This window comes from Novosphingobium sp. NPDC080210 (assembly GCF_050281025.1).
Lineage (GTDB): Bacteria > Pseudomonadota > Alphaproteobacteria > Sphingomonadales > Sphingomonadaceae > Novosphingobium.
Window position 1 is genome coordinate 58,807 of record NZ_JBNNWL010000006.1, and the last position, 14,647, is coordinate 73,453.

At 66.6% G+C, this 14,647-nt stretch carries 14 protein-coding genes and 1 tRNA gene; 7 read left to right on the forward strand and 8 right to left on the reverse strand.

Going from position 1 to position 14,647, the window contains the following annotated elements; all coding sequences use genetic code 11:
• Nucleotides 1-338 precede the first annotated feature (338 nt).
• Nucleotides 339-425: transfer RNA gene (locus tag ACQKOE_RS14500), tRNA-Leu, on the reverse strand.
• 205 nt (nucleotides 426-630) lie between these two features.
• Here ACQKOE_RS14500 and ACQKOE_RS14505 point away from each other — a divergent pair.
• Nucleotides 631-2,361 (forward strand): N-acyl-D-amino-acid deacylase family protein, encoded by a 1,731-nt coding sequence (locus tag ACQKOE_RS14505; RefSeq protein WP_427513430.1) that lies wholly within the window; start codon nucleotides 631-633, stop codon nucleotides 2,359-2,361.
• A 315-nt stretch (nucleotides 2,362-2,676) separates the two neighbouring features.
• Nucleotides 2,677-4,176 carry a cryptochrome/photolyase family protein gene (locus ACQKOE_RS14510; RefSeq protein WP_427513431.1) on the forward strand — a complete coding sequence of 500 codons (1,500 nt, stop codon included), beginning with the start codon at nucleotides 2,677-2,679 and terminating at the stop codon, nucleotides 4,174-4,176.
• On the opposite strand, the gene ACQKOE_RS14515 is transcribed toward ACQKOE_RS14510, so the two are convergent.
• The gene (locus ACQKOE_RS14515; RefSeq protein ID WP_427513432.1) at nucleotides 4,135-4,305 is read right to left on the reverse strand and encodes a DUF2256 domain-containing protein; all 171 of its coding nucleotides are present in this window, start codon (nucleotides 4,303-4,305) and stop codon (nucleotides 4,135-4,137) included. The two genes, ACQKOE_RS14510 and ACQKOE_RS14515, sit on opposite strands and share 42 nt — an antisense overlap.
• 10 nt (nucleotides 4,306-4,315) lie before the next feature.
• Nucleotides 4,316-5,053: an SDR family NAD(P)-dependent oxidoreductase gene (locus ACQKOE_RS14520; RefSeq protein WP_427513498.1), complete on the reverse strand. Its 738-nt coding sequence runs from the start codon at nucleotides 5,051-5,053 to the stop codon at nucleotides 4,316-4,318.
• Between the two features lie 103 nt (nucleotides 5,054-5,156).
• Here ACQKOE_RS14520 and ACQKOE_RS14525 point away from each other — a divergent pair, with 103 nt between their 5' ends.
• On the forward strand, nucleotides 5,157-5,609 hold the full coding sequence (locus tag ACQKOE_RS14525; RefSeq protein WP_427513433.1) for a DUF3429 domain-containing protein: 453 nt from the start codon (nucleotides 5,157-5,159) through the stop codon (nucleotides 5,607-5,609).
• On the opposite strand, the gene ACQKOE_RS14530 is transcribed toward ACQKOE_RS14525, so the two are convergent.
• Nucleotides 5,610-6,575, reverse strand: coding sequence for an NAD(P)/FAD-dependent oxidoreductase (locus ACQKOE_RS14530; RefSeq protein ID WP_427513434.1), 966 nt, complete (start codon nucleotides 6,573-6,575; stop codon nucleotides 5,610-5,612).
• Between the two features lie 15 nt (nucleotides 6,576-6,590).
• Nucleotides 6,591-7,205, reverse strand: a complete 615-nt coding sequence (folE, locus tag ACQKOE_RS14535) for a GTP cyclohydrolase I FolE (RefSeq protein ID WP_427513435.1) — start codon at nucleotides 7,203-7,205, stop codon at nucleotides 6,591-6,593.
• A gap of 148 nt (nucleotides 7,206-7,353) precedes the next feature.
• Here folE and ACQKOE_RS14540 point away from each other — a divergent pair, with 148 nt between their 5' ends.
• Complete coding sequence (locus tag ACQKOE_RS14540; RefSeq protein WP_427513436.1) at nucleotides 7,354-7,932, forward strand: PAS domain-containing protein; 579 nt, start codon at nucleotides 7,354-7,356, stop codon at nucleotides 7,930-7,932.
• 110 nt (nucleotides 7,933-8,042) lie between these two features.
• Here the strand turns inward: ACQKOE_RS14540 and ispH are convergent, their stop codons facing one another.
• Complete coding sequence (gene ispH, locus ACQKOE_RS14545) at nucleotides 8,043-9,920, reverse strand: 4-hydroxy-3-methylbut-2-enyl diphosphate reductase (protein ID WP_427513437.1); 1,878 nt, start codon at nucleotides 9,918-9,920, stop codon at nucleotides 8,043-8,045.
• Between the two features lie 96 nt (nucleotides 9,921-10,016).
• Here ispH and ACQKOE_RS14550 point away from each other — a divergent pair, with 96 nt between their 5' ends.
• Together ACQKOE_RS14550 and ACQKOE_RS14555 are read left to right on the forward strand one after the other, a co-directional pair.
• Nucleotides 10,017-11,489: a phytoene desaturase gene (locus ACQKOE_RS14550; protein WP_427513438.1), complete on the forward strand. Its 1,473-nt coding sequence runs from the start codon at nucleotides 10,017-10,019 to the stop codon at nucleotides 11,487-11,489.
• Between the two features lie 28 nt (nucleotides 11,490-11,517).
• Nucleotides 11,518-12,021 carry a sterol desaturase family protein gene (locus tag ACQKOE_RS14555; RefSeq protein ID WP_427513499.1) on the forward strand — a complete coding sequence of 168 codons (504 nt, stop codon included), beginning with the start codon at nucleotides 11,518-11,520 and terminating at the stop codon, nucleotides 12,019-12,021.
• Here ACQKOE_RS14555 and ACQKOE_RS14560 read toward each other — a convergent pair.
• Nucleotides 12,012-12,941, reverse strand: coding sequence for a phytoene/squalene synthase family protein (locus ACQKOE_RS14560; RefSeq protein WP_427513439.1), 930 nt, complete (start codon nucleotides 12,939-12,941; stop codon nucleotides 12,012-12,014). The genes ACQKOE_RS14555 and ACQKOE_RS14560 overlap by 10 nt on opposite strands.
• A complete protein-coding gene (crtY, locus tag ACQKOE_RS14565) occupies nucleotides 12,938-14,086 on the reverse strand; it encodes a lycopene beta-cyclase CrtY (RefSeq protein WP_427513440.1) in 1,149 nt (382 codons plus the stop codon). The genes ACQKOE_RS14560 and crtY overlap by 4 nt, the downstream gene beginning before the upstream one ends.
• Nucleotides 14,087-14,185: 99 nt before the next feature.
• On the opposite strand from crtY, the gene ACQKOE_RS14570 reads away from it, so the two are divergent.
• Nucleotides 14,186-14,641, forward strand: coding sequence for a DUF2141 domain-containing protein (locus ACQKOE_RS14570; protein WP_427513441.1), 456 nt, complete (start codon nucleotides 14,186-14,188; stop codon nucleotides 14,639-14,641).
• Nucleotides 14,642-14,647: the final 6 nt, after the last annotated feature.

The following is a 14,647-nucleotide window of genomic DNA, read 5'->3' on the forward strand; positions in this document are numbered from 1 at the left end:
TCGCACAGTCCGAAGATTGCACCAAACGGTTTGACGAACCGGCAAAGTCGGCGCTTCTGGATCGGGAAGACAAGCGGTTAGACACCCACGGTGCGCTGTGCTGGCCGACCCGGGCTTCTTTGATCTTTCGCGCCCGGCTGTGCGGCGCGGCACCTGGTGCCGATAAGTTCGGTCACTGGCAGCCTTCGAATTCGGAAAAACAAAAGGCCCCGCAAGAGGTCTCCACGAGCCCACTTCTGCATGTCGAAAGCTACGAACGCGCCCGGACGAAGCGCGTCATTTATAGCAGAAAACTGCGGTTTTTGGAAGGTCCGGGGGTATCCCCCCGGAAGAACAAATGGTGCCCAGAAGAGGACTCGAACCTCCACGCCCTTGCGAGCGCCAGCACCTGAAGCTGGTGCGTCTACCAATTCCGCCATCTGGGCACGGGGCAGAAGGTCAAAGCACCTGCTGCCGAGGTAGGAGGGCGCCACTAGCCGGGGGGTGGCGGGGTGTCAACGCCTGTTTGTTGGTTCTTGCAACATTATCGCACAGAAGGGCGAAAATGGCTTGCTCAGGCGGGCTTCGTCTGGAACCAATTGCAAAAGAGGACCGAATCCGAGTCCGCATTTTTGTCGAGAGGAACTGGCCGTGGCGCAATTTGACCTGATCATCCGGGGTGGAACGATTCACGACGGAACGGGTGCGCCGCCGGTGCTGGGCGACGTTGCGGTGAAGGACGGGCGGATCGTTGCCGTGGGTCAGGTCAGCGGCGATGCGGATCAGGTGATTGACGCGTCGGGCAAGATCGTGACGCCCGGGTTCGTGGACGTGCACACCCATTTCGACGGCCAGGTGACCTGGGAGAACCGCCTCTCGCCTTCGTCCGGGCACGGAGTGACGACGGTGGTCATGGGCAATTGCGGGGTCGGTTTCGCGCCTTGCCGCCCGGATCAACGCGATACGCTGGTCAAGCTGATGGAAGGGATCGAGGACATTCCCGAAGTGGTCATGGTCGAAGGCCTGCCATGGAACTGGGAGACGTTCCCCGAATACCTCGACGCGCTGGACCAGCGGCGGCTGGACATCGATATTGCCGCGCAGATCCCGCACTCGGCGCTGCGGGTCTATGTCATGGGCGAGCGGGCCGCGCGCAAGGAGCCGCCGACGGCCGAGGACCTGGCGGCCATGCGCCAGCTGGTGGCCGAGGGGATTCGCGCCGGGGCCTTTGGCGTGACCACATCGCGCAACGTGATGCACCGGACCAAGGCGGGCGACCTGGCCCCCAGCCTCTATTCCGACGTGGACGAGCTGTGCGCGCTGGCGGCGGGGCTGAATGATGCCGATGCGGGCGTGTTCCAGATCATTCCGGCTCCGGCTGAACCGGCTGAAGTGGAATTTCCGATCCTGCGCCAAGTGGCCGAAAAGTCAGGTCGGCCGATCTCTTTCACCTTGCTGGACGTGCCGAACCAGCCGGGCGAGGGCTGGCGCTATCACCTGGCCGGGCTGGAGCAGGCCGCGCGTGACGGGCTGACCATGCGCGGCCAGGTCGCGCCGCGCCCGGTGGGCATGTTCTTTGGCCTGGACCTGTCGCTGCACCATTTCAGCAGCCATCCGAGCTACAAGGAGATCGCGCACCTGCCGCTGGCCCAGCGGGTGGCGATCATGCGCGATCCGGCCTTCAAGGCGAAGCTGCTGGCGGAGCAGCCGGAGGATACCAACCCGACCACGTTGATGCTGATTGCCGCTTTCCGGGGTACTTACCAGTGGGACGACGCGCCGAATTACGAACCGCAGCGCGATGACCGCGTCGACGCGCGGGCCGAGGCGGCGGGCCTGTCGCTGGACGAATATGCCTATGACGCGCTGCTCGGCCATGATGGGCGCGCGGTGTTCTACCTCCCTGCGGCGAACTATACGGAGGGCAACCTGAAGTCGGTGCGCGAAATGCTGGGCAGCCCGCATACGGTGATGGCGCTGGCCGATGGCGGAGCGCATTACGGGCTGATCTGCGATGCCAGCTTCCCGACCTATTTCCTGCAGCGCTGGGTCCGCGATGCGGCTCCGGACGAACAGATCGACCTGGCCGATGCAATTGCCGAACTGACCGGGAGGACTGCCGCGCTGATCGGCATGACCGACCGGGGACGCATTGCCGTGGGTCTCAAGGCGGACCTCAACGTGATCGACCTGGACGCGCTGAAACTGCACGTGCCGACGATCGAGTATGATCTGCCCGCAGGCGGCAAGCGGATGCACCAGAAGGCGGACGGCATCGTCTGCACCGTCGTTTCGGGCGAAGTGACCTACCAGGGCGGCGTCCACACCGGCGCGCTGCCGGGGCGGCTGGTGCGGCGCGGGGAACTGGCGCAGGCGGCTTGATCCTCGCACCCGCTTGCCTTGTGCAAGGTGGCGGCGGGGCAGGGGTTCACGCAAAGGCGCAAAGGACGCAAAGGGGCGAAGGGATTGCGGCGCAGCCGCTTTTCCCGGCACCGACTGCGGAAAACGCGGACTTCAGATAAAGTTTTGCCTCCGGCGGACCGATGCGGCCTCTTTGCGTCCTTTGCGCCTTTGCGCGAAATCCTCTCCCTGATCGCGTCTTGAAGGGCTGTGTGGTTCGAGGCAGAGCGACACTTCCCCACCGGACAGGCTGGCGCTTGGCGCCGCTGCGCCTAGCGCGGTGGGGTGAGTGGGCGCTTGATCCTTGTCCTGGGTGACCAGCTGACACCCGGCCTGTCTGCGTTGCGGGCGGGCGACCGGGCGCGGGACCGTGTGCTGATGGCGGAGGTTCTGGCCGAGGCCAGCTATGTTCCGCACCACAAGAAGAAGATTGCCTTCGTCTTTTCCGCCATGCGCCACTTTGCCGAGGAACTGCGCAGGGAAGGCTGGCAGGTCGATTACGTGAAGCTGGACGATCCCGGCAATAGTGGCTCGCTGGGCGGCGAAGTGCGGCGGGCTTTGGCCCGCAAGGGTCTGACCCGCGTTGTTGCGACCGAACCGGGCGAGTGGCGCTTGCTGGAGGAGATGCGCGGCTGGAGCGACACTGAACTGCTGCCGGATGACCGCTTCCTGGCGGACCGGCACGGCTTTGCCGAATGGGCCGAGGGACGCAAGGGCCTGCGCATGGAGCATTTCTATCGCCTGATGCGGCGCAAGACCGCCCTGCTGATGGAGGGCGACCAGCCTGCCGGAGGGCGCTGGAACTTTGACGCGGAGAACCGCAGCAAGGCCGATCCGGACCTGCTGATGCCGCGCCCGCCGCGCTTTCCCCCGGATGCCATTACCCGCGAAGTGCTTGATCTGGTGGCCGCGCGGTTTCCGGGCAATTTCGGCACGCTGGAGCCGTTCTGGTTCGCCGTTACCCGCGCCGATGCCGAAGCCGCCTTCGATCACTTCGTGCGACATGCCCTGCCGCAGTTCGGCACCTATCAGGATGCGATGCTGGAAGGGCAGGCCTTCCTCTATCACGCGGTGATCTCGCCCTATCTCAACGCGGGCCTGCTCGATCCGCTCGACCTGTGCCGCAAGGTCGAGGCGGCCTGGCGCGCCGGGGCGGTGCCGATCAACAGCGCTGAGGGCTTTATCCGCCAGGTGATCGGCTGGCGCGAATTCGTACGCGGGATCTATTGGTGGCAGATGCCCGGCTATGACCGGGTCAATGCGCTGGAGGCACAGCGGGCGCTGCCTGCTTTTTACTGGACTGGCGAGACGCGGATGAACTGCCTGCGCGCTTGTGTCGAGCAGACGCGGGACGAGGCCTATGCCCATCATATCCAGCGGTTGATGGTGACTGGCAACTTCGCGCTGCTGGCCGGGATCGATCCGCACCAGCTGCACGAATGGTACCTGTCGGTCTATGCCGATGCCTATGAATGGGTCGAACTGCCCAATACCGTGGGGATGAGCCAGTTTGCCGATGGCGGGCTGCTGGCCAGCAAGCCTTACGTGGCAAGCGGTGCCTATATCGACCGGATGAGCGACTATTGCCGGGGCTGCGCCTATGACGTGAAGGCCAAGGCCGGGCCGAAAGCCTGTCCGTTCAATCTGCTCTACTGGGACTTCATCGCCCGCCACCGCGACCGGCTGGCGCGCAATCCGCGCATGGCGCAGATGGTCCGCACCTGGGACCGCTTCGCGCCGGAAAAGCAGGAGCAGTTACGGCGCGACGCGGGGCGCTTTCTGGACTCCCTTGCCTGAGCGGCAGCGGTCAGAGCAGTATTTCACGTTGTCCCAATCGCGCTCCCACTTCTTGCGCCAGGTAAAGGGCAGGCCGCAGCCCTGGCAGGTCTTGCTGGGCAGGTCGGCCTTTTTGCGCATCTTGGGCATGGGACCGGTCCTAGTAAGGCAGGCGCGTGCCGTCCCACGCGAACAGGCCGCCGCTGTCCGCTGGAGTCAGGCCGTCCAGCACGTCAAGCAGATAGCCAGCCGACTGGTCGGGTGAGAACAGCTTGTCCGGCGCGACGCCGCGCTGGAACGGGGCGGAGAGGCGGCTGTCGACCGTGCCGGGGTGCAGCGCGGCGGCAATGGCCTGCGGATGGCTGCGCGCCAGTTCGATGGCGAAGTTGCGGATCAGCATGTTGAGCGCGGCCTTGCTGGCGCGGTAGGAATGCCAGCCGCCCAGGCGGTTGTCCTCGATCGAGCCGACCTTGGCTGACAGCGCGGCGAAAACGGCGCGGCTGCGGCGTGGCAAGCGGGGCAGCATGTGCTTGGCAATCAGCGCCGGGCCGATGGTGTTGGCGGCAAAGACCTGCGCCATGGCCGCGCCGTCCAGCGCGCGCCAGCTTTTCTCGGGTGCAATGCCCATGGCAGGATCGTGCAGCAGGCCGGTGGCGACGATCACGAGCGCGGGTTCCTGGGGCAGGCAGGCGGCAGCGGCTGCGATGCTCTCTTCGTCACTCAGGTCAAAGCGGAAGGGCACTGCGCCTGCCGGACCGGGGCCGTCGCCGCGCAGTCCGGCATGAACCTCGCCATAGCGCGGATCGTCCAGCAGGCGTTCCACCAGGGCGCGGCCAATGGCGCCGCCCGCGCCGAACACAACGGCGTTAGCAGGTTGGGTGTCGTCGACCGGGACCATGCCCTCGCTTGGACCCTCGGCGATGCGGTGGCGACCTGCCGAAACGGGCAGTGGCCCAATGTCCATGTTGCTTGGCGCGGCTAATGCGCGTTGGTCTGCCGCCATGACGATCAAGACCTTGCCGCGCCCTGTGACAGTCCTGGGCCTTGCCGGAATTCTGCCGCAGATTGCTTGCCTTGGCGTGGTGATTGCTTCGCCGGAATGGCGCTGGGTGGCTATGGCGGCGGGCTGTTTCTATGCGGCGCTGATCTTTTCCTTCCTCGGCGGACTGTGGTGGATGCAGGCGCTGCTGCGCGATGAGCGGCGGTGGGAGCCCTATCTGCTTTCCGTCGTCGCCAGCCTTGGCGGCTGGGCGGCATTGTTGCCGTGGTGCCTGGGCTGGACCTGGCCGGGGCCGTCGCTGGTGGCGCTGGGTGTGGCCGTGCTGCTTAGCCCGCTCGCTGACAGGCGTCTTGCCGCCACCTTGCCGGTCCCGCCGGCCTGGCTGCAACTGCGCGCAATGATGGCGACGGGCCTGGGCGTGCTGACCGTGACCATGGGGCTGCTGGCCCCCTAACTACTTGGCGGAGGACATTTCCCGCTCGGCCGATTGGAGGCTGAGCGCGGCAATCACCTGATCCGCCAGTTCCACGCCGGACAGCCAGCCCCCTTCGACCTGCGGACCTATGCACCAGTCGCCGCAGGCACCCAGCCGCAGCCGGGGGTTCCACACGGTCGAGCCGCGCTGGCCGAACGCCAGGGCAAAGCGCCAGCGGTGGGCTTTCAGGAACGTCGCTTCCGGCAGGGCCGTGCCGCATTCCGCCGCGAACAGGCCGAGCAGCCGCTCCGCCACTTCGTCCCGGTCCAGCTCAAGATGCTGCTGCGACCATTCCGCGCTGGCCTGAATCACCCAGCATTCCGCCGCGCCGCGCCCCGGCTTGGAATTGTTGCGCGCGGCCCAGGCGATGGCGCCGCGGTCCTGAAGATAGGCGGGCACACCATCCAGCGGCTGGTCGAATGCCACCATGGCGGTCCAGCACGGACGCGAGCGGGCGGCGGCGGCTTCGCGCGCCATGTCGAGGTCGTGCAGCGACAAGAGCGGCGCTGCCTGTTCCGAAGGTATCGCGATGACCAGCGCCGCAAACGGCCCCTCGCACAGGTCCGGCCCGGACAGGAACCAGGACAGACCGTCGCTTTCGATGCGCTGCACCAGCGCGCCAAAGCGCACGTCATGCTGCGCGCACTGCGCGGCAACCAGGGCGTTCATTCCGGGCACGCCGACCAGCGCGCCATCGGGCCCTTCGGTCCAAGGAGCAAGCAGGCCGGCCTCGGTCCAGGCTGCAACCTGCGCGGCAAAGGCAGGGCTTTCCGCGCGAACCAGCTGGCAGCCAAAGTCCCAGGCCAGATCGTCCAGTTGCAGAGTGGACAGGCGGCCACCGGGGCGCTTGCCCTTGTCGAACAGGACTGGCTCGACCCCATTGGCCTTCAGCCGGTCGGCGCAGGCCAGCCCGGCAATTCCAGCTCCGATGATTGCGACCTTCATCGACCCTGAACCTGCTTAGCCGTGACCCATCAGCGCCAGCACTTCCTTGCGGCTGCTGGGATTGTCACGGAAGCAGCCCAGTACCTTGCTGGTCACCATGTCGACGCCGTGGGTGCGCACGCCGCGCCCGGTCATGCAGCCGTGGGTAGCCTTGATGACCACAGCCACGCCCTGCGGGCGCAGGTTGTCCCAGATGCACTGCGCGATCTCGGCGGTCAGGCGCTCCTGAATCTGCAAGCGGTGGGCATAGCCGTGCAGCACCCGGGCCAGCTTCGAAATGCCGACGACGCGGTCGGTCGGCAGATAGGCGATCGAGGCCGTGCCGACGATCGGGGCCAGGTGATGTTCGCAGTGCGAATGGAACGGGATGTCGCGCAGCAGGACGACTTCGTCGTAGCCGGCGACTTCCTCAAAGGTGCGCTGCAGGTGCACCGCCGGGTCCTCGTCATAGCCCGAGCAATATTCCTTCCACGCCCGGCCATAGCGGGCCGGAGTGTCGATCAGCCCCTCACGCGACGGATCGTCGCCCGCCCAGCGCAGCAGGGTGCGGACCGCTTCCTGGACCTCCTCCGGAACGGGGAGCTTGTCGCCGGAGGTTTCCGGCACGATATGGCCATGCATGATGTTCATGGGATGCCCCTTGTTCTGAAGGTTTTTGCCGGCCACCACTGGGAGGGGGTTTGGGCGAGGTGGCGACCGGCACTATTGATCTAGGTTTTTGGGTCCGGGTCTGCGATATGGCCATACGGGTAGTGGTTAGGGGAATGCTGGAGTGTCGATGTCGCCGGAGTCCCTGATAGCAAGCAGCAAGGTCGCAGCCGTGGTCAGCGACCCGCGCCAGCCCGACAATCCCATCGTTGCCTGCAACGAAGCCTTCATGCAGCTAACCGGCTATCCCAAAGAGGAAATCCTGGGGCGCAACTGCCGCTTCCTGCGCGGTGACCGGACCGAGCCGGAGCAGACCGCCATGCTGCGCGAAGCCGTGGCGGGAAGCCGTCCGGTGATGGTCGAACTGATCAATTACAAGAAGGACGGCACCCCGTTCCGTAACGCGGTGATGATCGCGCCCCTGTTTGATGAAAAGGGCGAGCTGGCCTATTTCCTCGGTTCGCAAATGGCGATCGACGATAGCGGCGCCAGCCGCCACGAACAGGCCCGCGCCCTAGTGGACGGGCTGAGCCGCCGCCAGCGCCAGATCCTGGAAGCCCTGGCCAAGGGCCGTCTCAACAAGCAGATTGCCTATGAGCTGGACCTGACCGAACGCACGATCAAGATGCACCGCGCCGCCATGCTCCGCGCCCTGGGCGTCCGCACCGTGGCCGAAGCGATCCGCATCGCGATCGAAGCGGGGCTGTAAGGCGCGCCGCTAGGTCACCTGGCAAAGGCCGGGGTGATGGTGGTGGGTGGCCGAGGAGCCCTAACTCCGCTCAGGCTGAGCCTGTCGAAGCCGGGTTGATTAAACCGGAGTCAATGCATCCGGCTGACGGCAAAGCGGGTCAGGTCGCGCAAAGGGGTGGCCTTGGGGCCGAACAGGTCCAGCGCTTCGTGGCAGGCATCTTCCAGCAGGCTGGCCTGCCGCGCGGCTCCGTCCAGGCCGAGCAGCGCGGTGGCGCTGCGGCGGCCGGCATCGGCATCCTTGCCCACCGCCTTGCCGACCACGTCCGCATCGCCGATCGAGTCCAGCATGTCGTCGCGGATCTGGAAGACCAGGCCCAGGTTCTCCGCAAAGCGCAGCAGGCGGGCGCGCTCTTCGGCTGAGCAGGTGCCCAGCATCGATCCGGCCTCCACGGCAAAGCGGATCAGGGCGCCGGTCTTGCGGGATTCGCATTCGAACACGTCTTGCGCAGTGGGCTTGGCCGGGGGGAACAGGTCCATCATCTGGCCGCCTGCCAGGCCATCCTGCCCGACCGCGCGGGCCAACGCGACGACAAGCTGGACGCGGACGCTGGCATCCGGGTGCGTCGCTTCCTCGCCCAGGATTTCAAAGGCCAGGGCCAGCAGGGCATCGCCCGCCAGCACCGCAGTCGCCTCGTCAAACTTGCGGTGCAGGGTGGGGCGGCCCCGGCGCAGGTCGTCGTCGTCCATGCAGGGCAGGTCGTCATGGACCAGCGACTGGGCGTGGACGCATTCGATCGCCGCGCCGACCCGCAGCGCCTGGGCATAGGAACCGCCGACCAGTTCGCCCACCGCCGCGACCAGCAGCGCGCGAAACCGCTTGCCGCCGCCCAGCGTGGCATAGCGCATCGCCTCGGCCAGGCGGCGATCCCGCCCGCGCGCCTGGCCGATGGCCTTGTCCAGCTCGGTTTCGATGTCCGCGCGCAGCCGGGAAAGGCGATCCTCAAGCGAGCCGGCCAGCGCCTGCGGCTCCAGTGCGTCGAGCGCGACGGGGCGGAAACGCACGCGCTCTGGCTCGCCCTCCGCTTCGATCACTTCGCAGCCCAGGTCTGTCAGGGCCGCGCAAATTCCGTCAACCGCGCTTTCCGGGGTGGACGCCGCGGCGGTAAGGCCGATGGTCCTTGCCGCAAGCACGGCATCCAGCGGCAGGGCGCTGGCATCGGCAATCAGCCGCGCATCGGGGCACCCGGCGGCCTGGGCAACTTCGACCAGCCGCCGCGCGTTGGACGACATGGTGTCGCCCGCCACCAGCACCAGGTCGCAGAGCGGGGCAATGGCCTCCAGCGCTTCTTGCCGGTTAGTCGTGGCATAGCAGATGTCGCTGGAGCGGGGCCCGGCGACGTCAGCAAAGCGGGCCTGGATCGCGGCGATCATCCCCGCCGCTTCGCGCGTCGAGAAAGTGGTCTGCACGGCATAGGCAACGGCAGTATTGGGGGCGAGGTCCAGCGCGTCCAGGTCATCCGGCTGGCTCACCACCGAAACGGCACCGGCGGGAACCTGGCCCAGGGTGCCAACCACTTCGGGATGGCCCTGGTGGCCGATCAGCAGGACATGCCGCCCCGCGCGGTACCAGGCTTCGATCTCGGCATGGACCTTGGCCACCAGCGGACAGATCGCATCGACCAGGCGCAGGTTGCGGCTTTGCGCCGCCAGCTTGACCGAGCGCGCGCTGCCATGGGCGGAGAGGATCGCGATGGCGCCTTCCGGGATCTCGTCAATCTCTTGCACGAAGATCGCGCCCTGCCGTTCCAGGCCTTCCACTACGGTGCGGTTGTGGACGATGGCGCGGCGGACATAGACCGGCGCGCCGTGGCGGGCCAGCGCCTGCTCCACAACGTCGATGGCGCGCTGTACCCCGGCGCAGAATCCGCGCGGATTGGCCAGCAGCACTTTGCGCCGTGGAGCCTCGCCCTGGTGAGAGGTGGCAGTGTTGATCGAACTGGCAGCCATGATTACCTGAGTGCAGGATGGTTCAGCCAGGCCCCGGCGGACAGCCGCCCATTGGGACAGGTTGTCTGACAGTCTTCCTGCAATAAATGGGCCAACATGCAACCCTCCCGCTCTGCCATCGTCATCGGTTCCGGTTTTGGCGGGCTTGCCCTTGCCATTCGCTTGCAGAGCGCCGGGATCGCCACCTCGATCGTCGAGGCGCGCGACCGCCCCGGTGGCCGCGCCTATGTGTGGAAGCGGGATGGTTATACCTTCGATGCCGGGCCGACGGTGATTACCGATCCGGCCTGCCTGGAAGAGCTGTGGGCCCTGTCCGGCAGCCGCATGGCGGACGACGTGACGCTGCTGCCGGTCCATCCGTTCTATCGCCTGCTGTGGAACGATGGCACCGCGTTTGACTATTCCAACGACGAGCAGGAACTGAATGCCGAAATCGCCAAGCTCGATCCGGCGGACGTGGCCGGATATGCGCGGTTCCTGGAATATTCGAAGGGCGTTTACGAGGAAGGCTACCTGAAGCTGGGGGCGGTGCCGTTCCTGGACTTTACCTCGATGCTCAAGGCCGCGCCCGCGCTGGCCAAGCACCAGGCCTGGCGCTCGGTCTATTCGATGGTCTCCAGCTTCGTCGAGAACGACAAGCTGCGCCAGGCGCTGTCGTTCCATACCCTGCTGGTCGGGGGCAATCCGATGCAGACCAGCAGCATCTATGCCCTGATCCACCGGCTGGAAAAGCTGGGCGGCGTGTGGTTCGCCAAGGGCGGGACCAATGCCCTGGTCAGCGGCATGATTGCCCTGTTCGAGCGGCTGGGTGGCAAGTTGCTGCTGGGCGAGAAGGTCACCCGCATCAGCCATGAAGGCCAGCGCGTGAGCGGCGTGGTCACGGCCACGGGCAAGGTGCTGCATGCCGACATGGTCGCCAGCAACGGCGACCTGGTCCACAGCTATGGCCTGATCGAAGGGTCATCCTATGCTGCGGGCAAGGTTCGGTCGCTGCGGCGCAAGCGCTTTTCGCCCAGCCTGTTCGTGGTGCACTTTGGCCTCAAGGGCCGCTATCCCGAAGTGGCGCACCATTCGATCCTGTTCTCGGACCGCTATGGCCCGCTGCTGGACGATATCTACAAGAAGGGGCGGCTGGCCGAGGATCCCTCGCTCTACCTGCACCATCCCAGCGCGACCGATCCGGACATGGCGCCCGAAGGCAAGTCGACCTTCTATGCCCTGGCACCGGTGCCGCACATGGGGACCGCCCCGGTGGACTGGGCGCAGGAAGGGGGGCGCTATCGCAAGGTCGTGCTGGACCGCGTGCGCGACCTGCTGATCCCGGACCTGTACGAACAGCTCGACACCTGCTTCCACTATACTCCGCAGGACTTCTCGGACGATCTGGGCGCCCATCTGGGCAGTGCCTTCAGCCTTGAACCGGTCCTGACGCAAAGCGCTTGGTTCCGCGGGCACAACCGCGACGATCATTTCCCGAACCTCTATTTCGTCGGGGCCGGCACCCATCCGGGGGCCGGCATCCCCGGCGTGGTCGGCAGCGCCAAGGCAACGGCAAGCCTGATCGTCTAAGCCGCCAACAGGTGCTATGGACCAGCAGATGGACTGGATTGCGAACAGCCTGATCTTCGTCGCCACGGTCGCGGGCATGGAACTGTTTGCCTATGGCATGCACCGCTGGGTGATGCATGGGCCGGGCTGGTTCCTCCATGCCAGCCACCACCGCGCGCGGACCGGACCGTTCGAGTGGAACGACCTTTACGCCGCGATCTTTGCCGTGCCCTCCATCGTCATGCTGTGGCTGGGGGTGCAGGGCGGCTGGGGCGGCTGGGCCACGGCAATCGGCGCGGGCATCGCCGCCTATGGCGCGATCTACTTTGGCTTCCACGACTGGATCGTCCACCGCCGCCTGCCGCACCGGATCGTGCCGAAGAGCGCATACTTCAAGCGCATCGTCCAGGCTCACCGCCTGCATCACGTGGTGGAAAGCAAGCACGGCACGGTCAGCTTCGGCTTTCTCTGGGCTCCGCCGGTTGAGCGGCTGAAGGCACAGCTGCGCGCGTCAGGCCAAGGTCGCCTGCGCGAACCGACCCTTCAGGACTGACGCGGCCGCGTCCACAGCCCCGCGCGCGAGGCCGGGGCAGGCGGGGTGCAGGATCGCAGCGCAGCCCCTGCCAACAGCCCCAGCTTTCCGGCGCTGCTGACCCGGACGCGGCGGTCCCAGGCGGCTGGTCCCAGGGCAAAGACCTGTTCCCCGATCGCCCCATAGATCCCGTCCGCTGCCAGCACGGCCAGCCGCGAGCGGAACGGCAGCCGCGCCGCTCCGACCCGGGCCGAATGGCGATAGGGGCGCGATAGCTCCACCAGCCGCGCCGCCAGCCGGGCTACCGCATCGCGCTGCGCGGGATCGGCCAGATCGGCTTCGCCAAGCCCCGCTTCGCGCAGCCAGGCGGCGGGGAGATAGCAGCGCCCGGTCTGCGCATCGGGCACCACGTCGCGGGCGATATTGGCCAGCTGGAAGGCGAGGCCGAGGTCGCAGGCGCGGTCGAGCGTGTCCTGATCGTCTGCCGCCACGCCCATGACCACGGCCATCATGCACCCGACGCTTCCGGCCACGTGATAGCAATAGCGGAGCAGATCCTCCTCGCTCTCCGGTCGCCAGCCTGCGGCGTCCAGGGCGAAACCGGCCAGGTGGTCCTCGATGAAGCGGCGCGGCATTCCCGTTTCGCGCGCGACCAGGCGCAGCGCCTCAAACGGCAGGGGCAGCGGCGTATCGCTGTCCAGCGCCGCCGCAGTCAGCCGCTCCAGTTCCGCTTGGGCATGAGCGGGATCGGCCAGCGGCGCGGCACCGTGGCCCAGTTCCTGCCCGTCAGTCAGGTCGTCCGCCGCACGGCACCAGGCATAGAGCAGCCAGGCCCGCTCCCGCGTGTCCGGTGCGAACAGCTTGCTGGCCGCGGCAAAGCTTTGCGAACCCTGCGCGATGGTATCCCGCGCGGCCAGGACAAGAGCAGCGCGCTCGCTCATGGCTGGAGTAGTGCCTTGATCGCCGCGCCCACCGGCACTGGCGGTTTGCCCGTCAGGATCCGCACCCGGTCGCTCCAGGTCAGCTTTCCGGCATAGAACCGGGCAATGCGCTGCGCGGGCAGGCGGTAGAAGTGGGCGAAGATGCGGTGCCGCTGGTCCGGCACTGCGGCGCGGAACAGCATCCGGTTGAGCAGCCGGAAATAGCCCATGTCCCGCCAGTGCCGCATGAACCGTTCACGGCTCCAGCGGGCCAGCGCTGGGCCACTGAAGTCGCCGGGCAGGGCGGAGATTTCCTCCGCCAGTTCCATCGCCAGCCCAAAGGAATAGCCGGTGGTCGCATGGAAGAACCCGCCTGCCAGTCCCAACCGTGCAACCGGATCGCCAACGGGCCAGAACTGCTGCGGATCGCCGCCGATCAGGATCGGCAGAACCCCGGTTTCGTGCCGCAGTTCCGCTCCGCCCAGGCCGCGCTCTGCGGCAAGGCTGCGGACCCGTTCGGCAAGGGTGTCGACGGCCAAGTCCGGGCAGTCGCTGTAATAGGTGTCCTCCACCAGCACCCGGTCAGGCGCCATGGGCAGGACATAGACGAAGCGGTAACCGTCCAGCTGCGGCAGGTCGGCGTCCATGATCGTGGCGCAGTCCGGTTCTGCCGCCTGGGCCTGGAATTCGATCCCGACGAATTTCTGCCAGGCCAGGTCCAGCCCCGGCATTGCCCCTTGCGGCCCACGTGCGTCGATCACGGCGCGGGCGGCAATCTGCTCGCCGCCAACCAAGGTCACGCCATCGGCGTGCAACTGCGCCACACTTGCCCCCAGCCGGTAAGACGCTGCGGGCAGGCACTTGCGGACCAGGGCATCCAGCGCGGCGGAATGGACCGAGTTGTAAGCAACCGGCAATTCGCGCGTGCGACCGGCAAAGCGGACCTTGTGGCGCGGCCAGCGCACCGGTTGCAGCGCCGCAACCAGATCGGTCGCTTGTGCTGGAACGTCGCTGTCAAAGAAGGACCAGGTGTGATCGCCGCCAAAGGTGCTGCCGCTTTCCAGCAGCAGCAGCGGGATATCGGGCCGCCGCTGGGCCAGGCGCAAGGCGGCCAGCGCGCCCGCCAGCCCGCCACCTACGATCACCACGGGCAAGTCTGCCGTCATGGCCGGTCAATAGCCGAGCCGATCCCGCTGGCCTAGTAGCCCCAAGGTGCACGGCAAGTTGGGCTTTGCGCGGCGGGCAGTCGCGCCTATCGTGCGCCGATGTCGCACCTTGCTTTTCTCCGCCTGACCTTGGTCGCCACAGCGCTGGGCCTGGCGGTTCCCGTTGCAGCTTCGTCCCAGGCTGATCCGGCTTCGCTTGAAGTCTCCGTAACCGGCATCAAGTCCGCCAAAGGCGTGATCCGTCTGGCCCTGTGCCCCCCGCAGACCGGATTTCCCGATTGCAAGGACAAGGCGGTTCGGACAGCTTCCTTGCCGATTGAAAACGGCAAGGCCCAAGTGCTGCTGAGCGGTCTGGCCGCCGGAAATTACGCGGTGGCAATTTTCCACGACGCCAATGCCAACAGCAAGCTGGACACCTTCGTCGGAATTCCGAAGGAAGGCTATGGCTTCTCGCGCAATCCGCCGTTCCGTCCGCGCGCTCCCAGGTGGGAAGAAGCTGTTATCAACGTAAATGGTGAGGCTCGTGCGGAGATCAGGCTTCGTTATGTTCTGTAAGGCGAA

Excerpts from the sequence above, each read along its gene's own strand:
- ACQKOE_RS14515 (WP_427513432.1), bottom strand. The coding sequence starts at position 4,305 with ATGCCCAAGATGCGCAAAAAGGCCGACCTGCCCAGCAAGACCTGCCAG.
- ACQKOE_RS14520 (WP_427513498.1), bottom strand. The coding sequence starts at position 5,053 with ATGGTCCCGGTCGACGACACCCAACCTGCTAACGCCGTTGTGTTCGGC.
- ACQKOE_RS14525 (WP_427513433.1), top strand. The coding sequence starts at position 5,157 with ATGACGATCAAGACCTTGCCGCGCCCTGTGACAGTCCTGGGCCTTGCC.
- ACQKOE_RS14530 (WP_427513434.1), bottom strand. The coding sequence starts at position 6,575 with ATGAAGGTCGCAATCATCGGAGCTGGAATTGCCGGGCTGGCCTGCGCC.
- folE (WP_427513435.1), bottom strand. The coding sequence starts at position 7,205 with ATGAACATCATGCATGGCCATATCGTGCCGGAAACCTCCGGCGACAAG.
- ACQKOE_RS14540 (WP_427513436.1), top strand. The coding sequence starts at position 7,354 with ATGTCGCCGGAGTCCCTGATAGCAAGCAGCAAGGTCGCAGCCGTGGTC.
- ispH (WP_427513437.1), bottom strand. The coding sequence starts at position 9,920 with ATGGCTGCCAGTTCGATCAACACTGCCACCTCTCACCAGGGCGAGGCT.
- ACQKOE_RS14550 (WP_427513438.1), top strand. The coding sequence starts at position 10,017 with ATGCAACCCTCCCGCTCTGCCATCGTCATCGGTTCCGGTTTTGGCGGG.
- ACQKOE_RS14555 (WP_427513499.1), top strand. The coding sequence starts at position 11,518 with ATGGACTGGATTGCGAACAGCCTGATCTTCGTCGCCACGGTCGCGGGC.
- ACQKOE_RS14560 (WP_427513439.1), bottom strand. The coding sequence starts at position 12,941 with ATGAGCGAGCGCGCTGCTCTTGTCCTGGCCGCGCGGGATACCATCGCG.
- crtY (WP_427513440.1), bottom strand. The coding sequence starts at position 14,086 with ATGACGGCAGACTTGCCCGTGGTGATCGTAGGTGGCGGGCTGGCGGGC.
- ACQKOE_RS14570 (WP_427513441.1), top strand. The coding sequence starts at position 14,186 with ATGTCGCACCTTGCTTTTCTCCGCCTGACCTTGGTCGCCACAGCGCTG.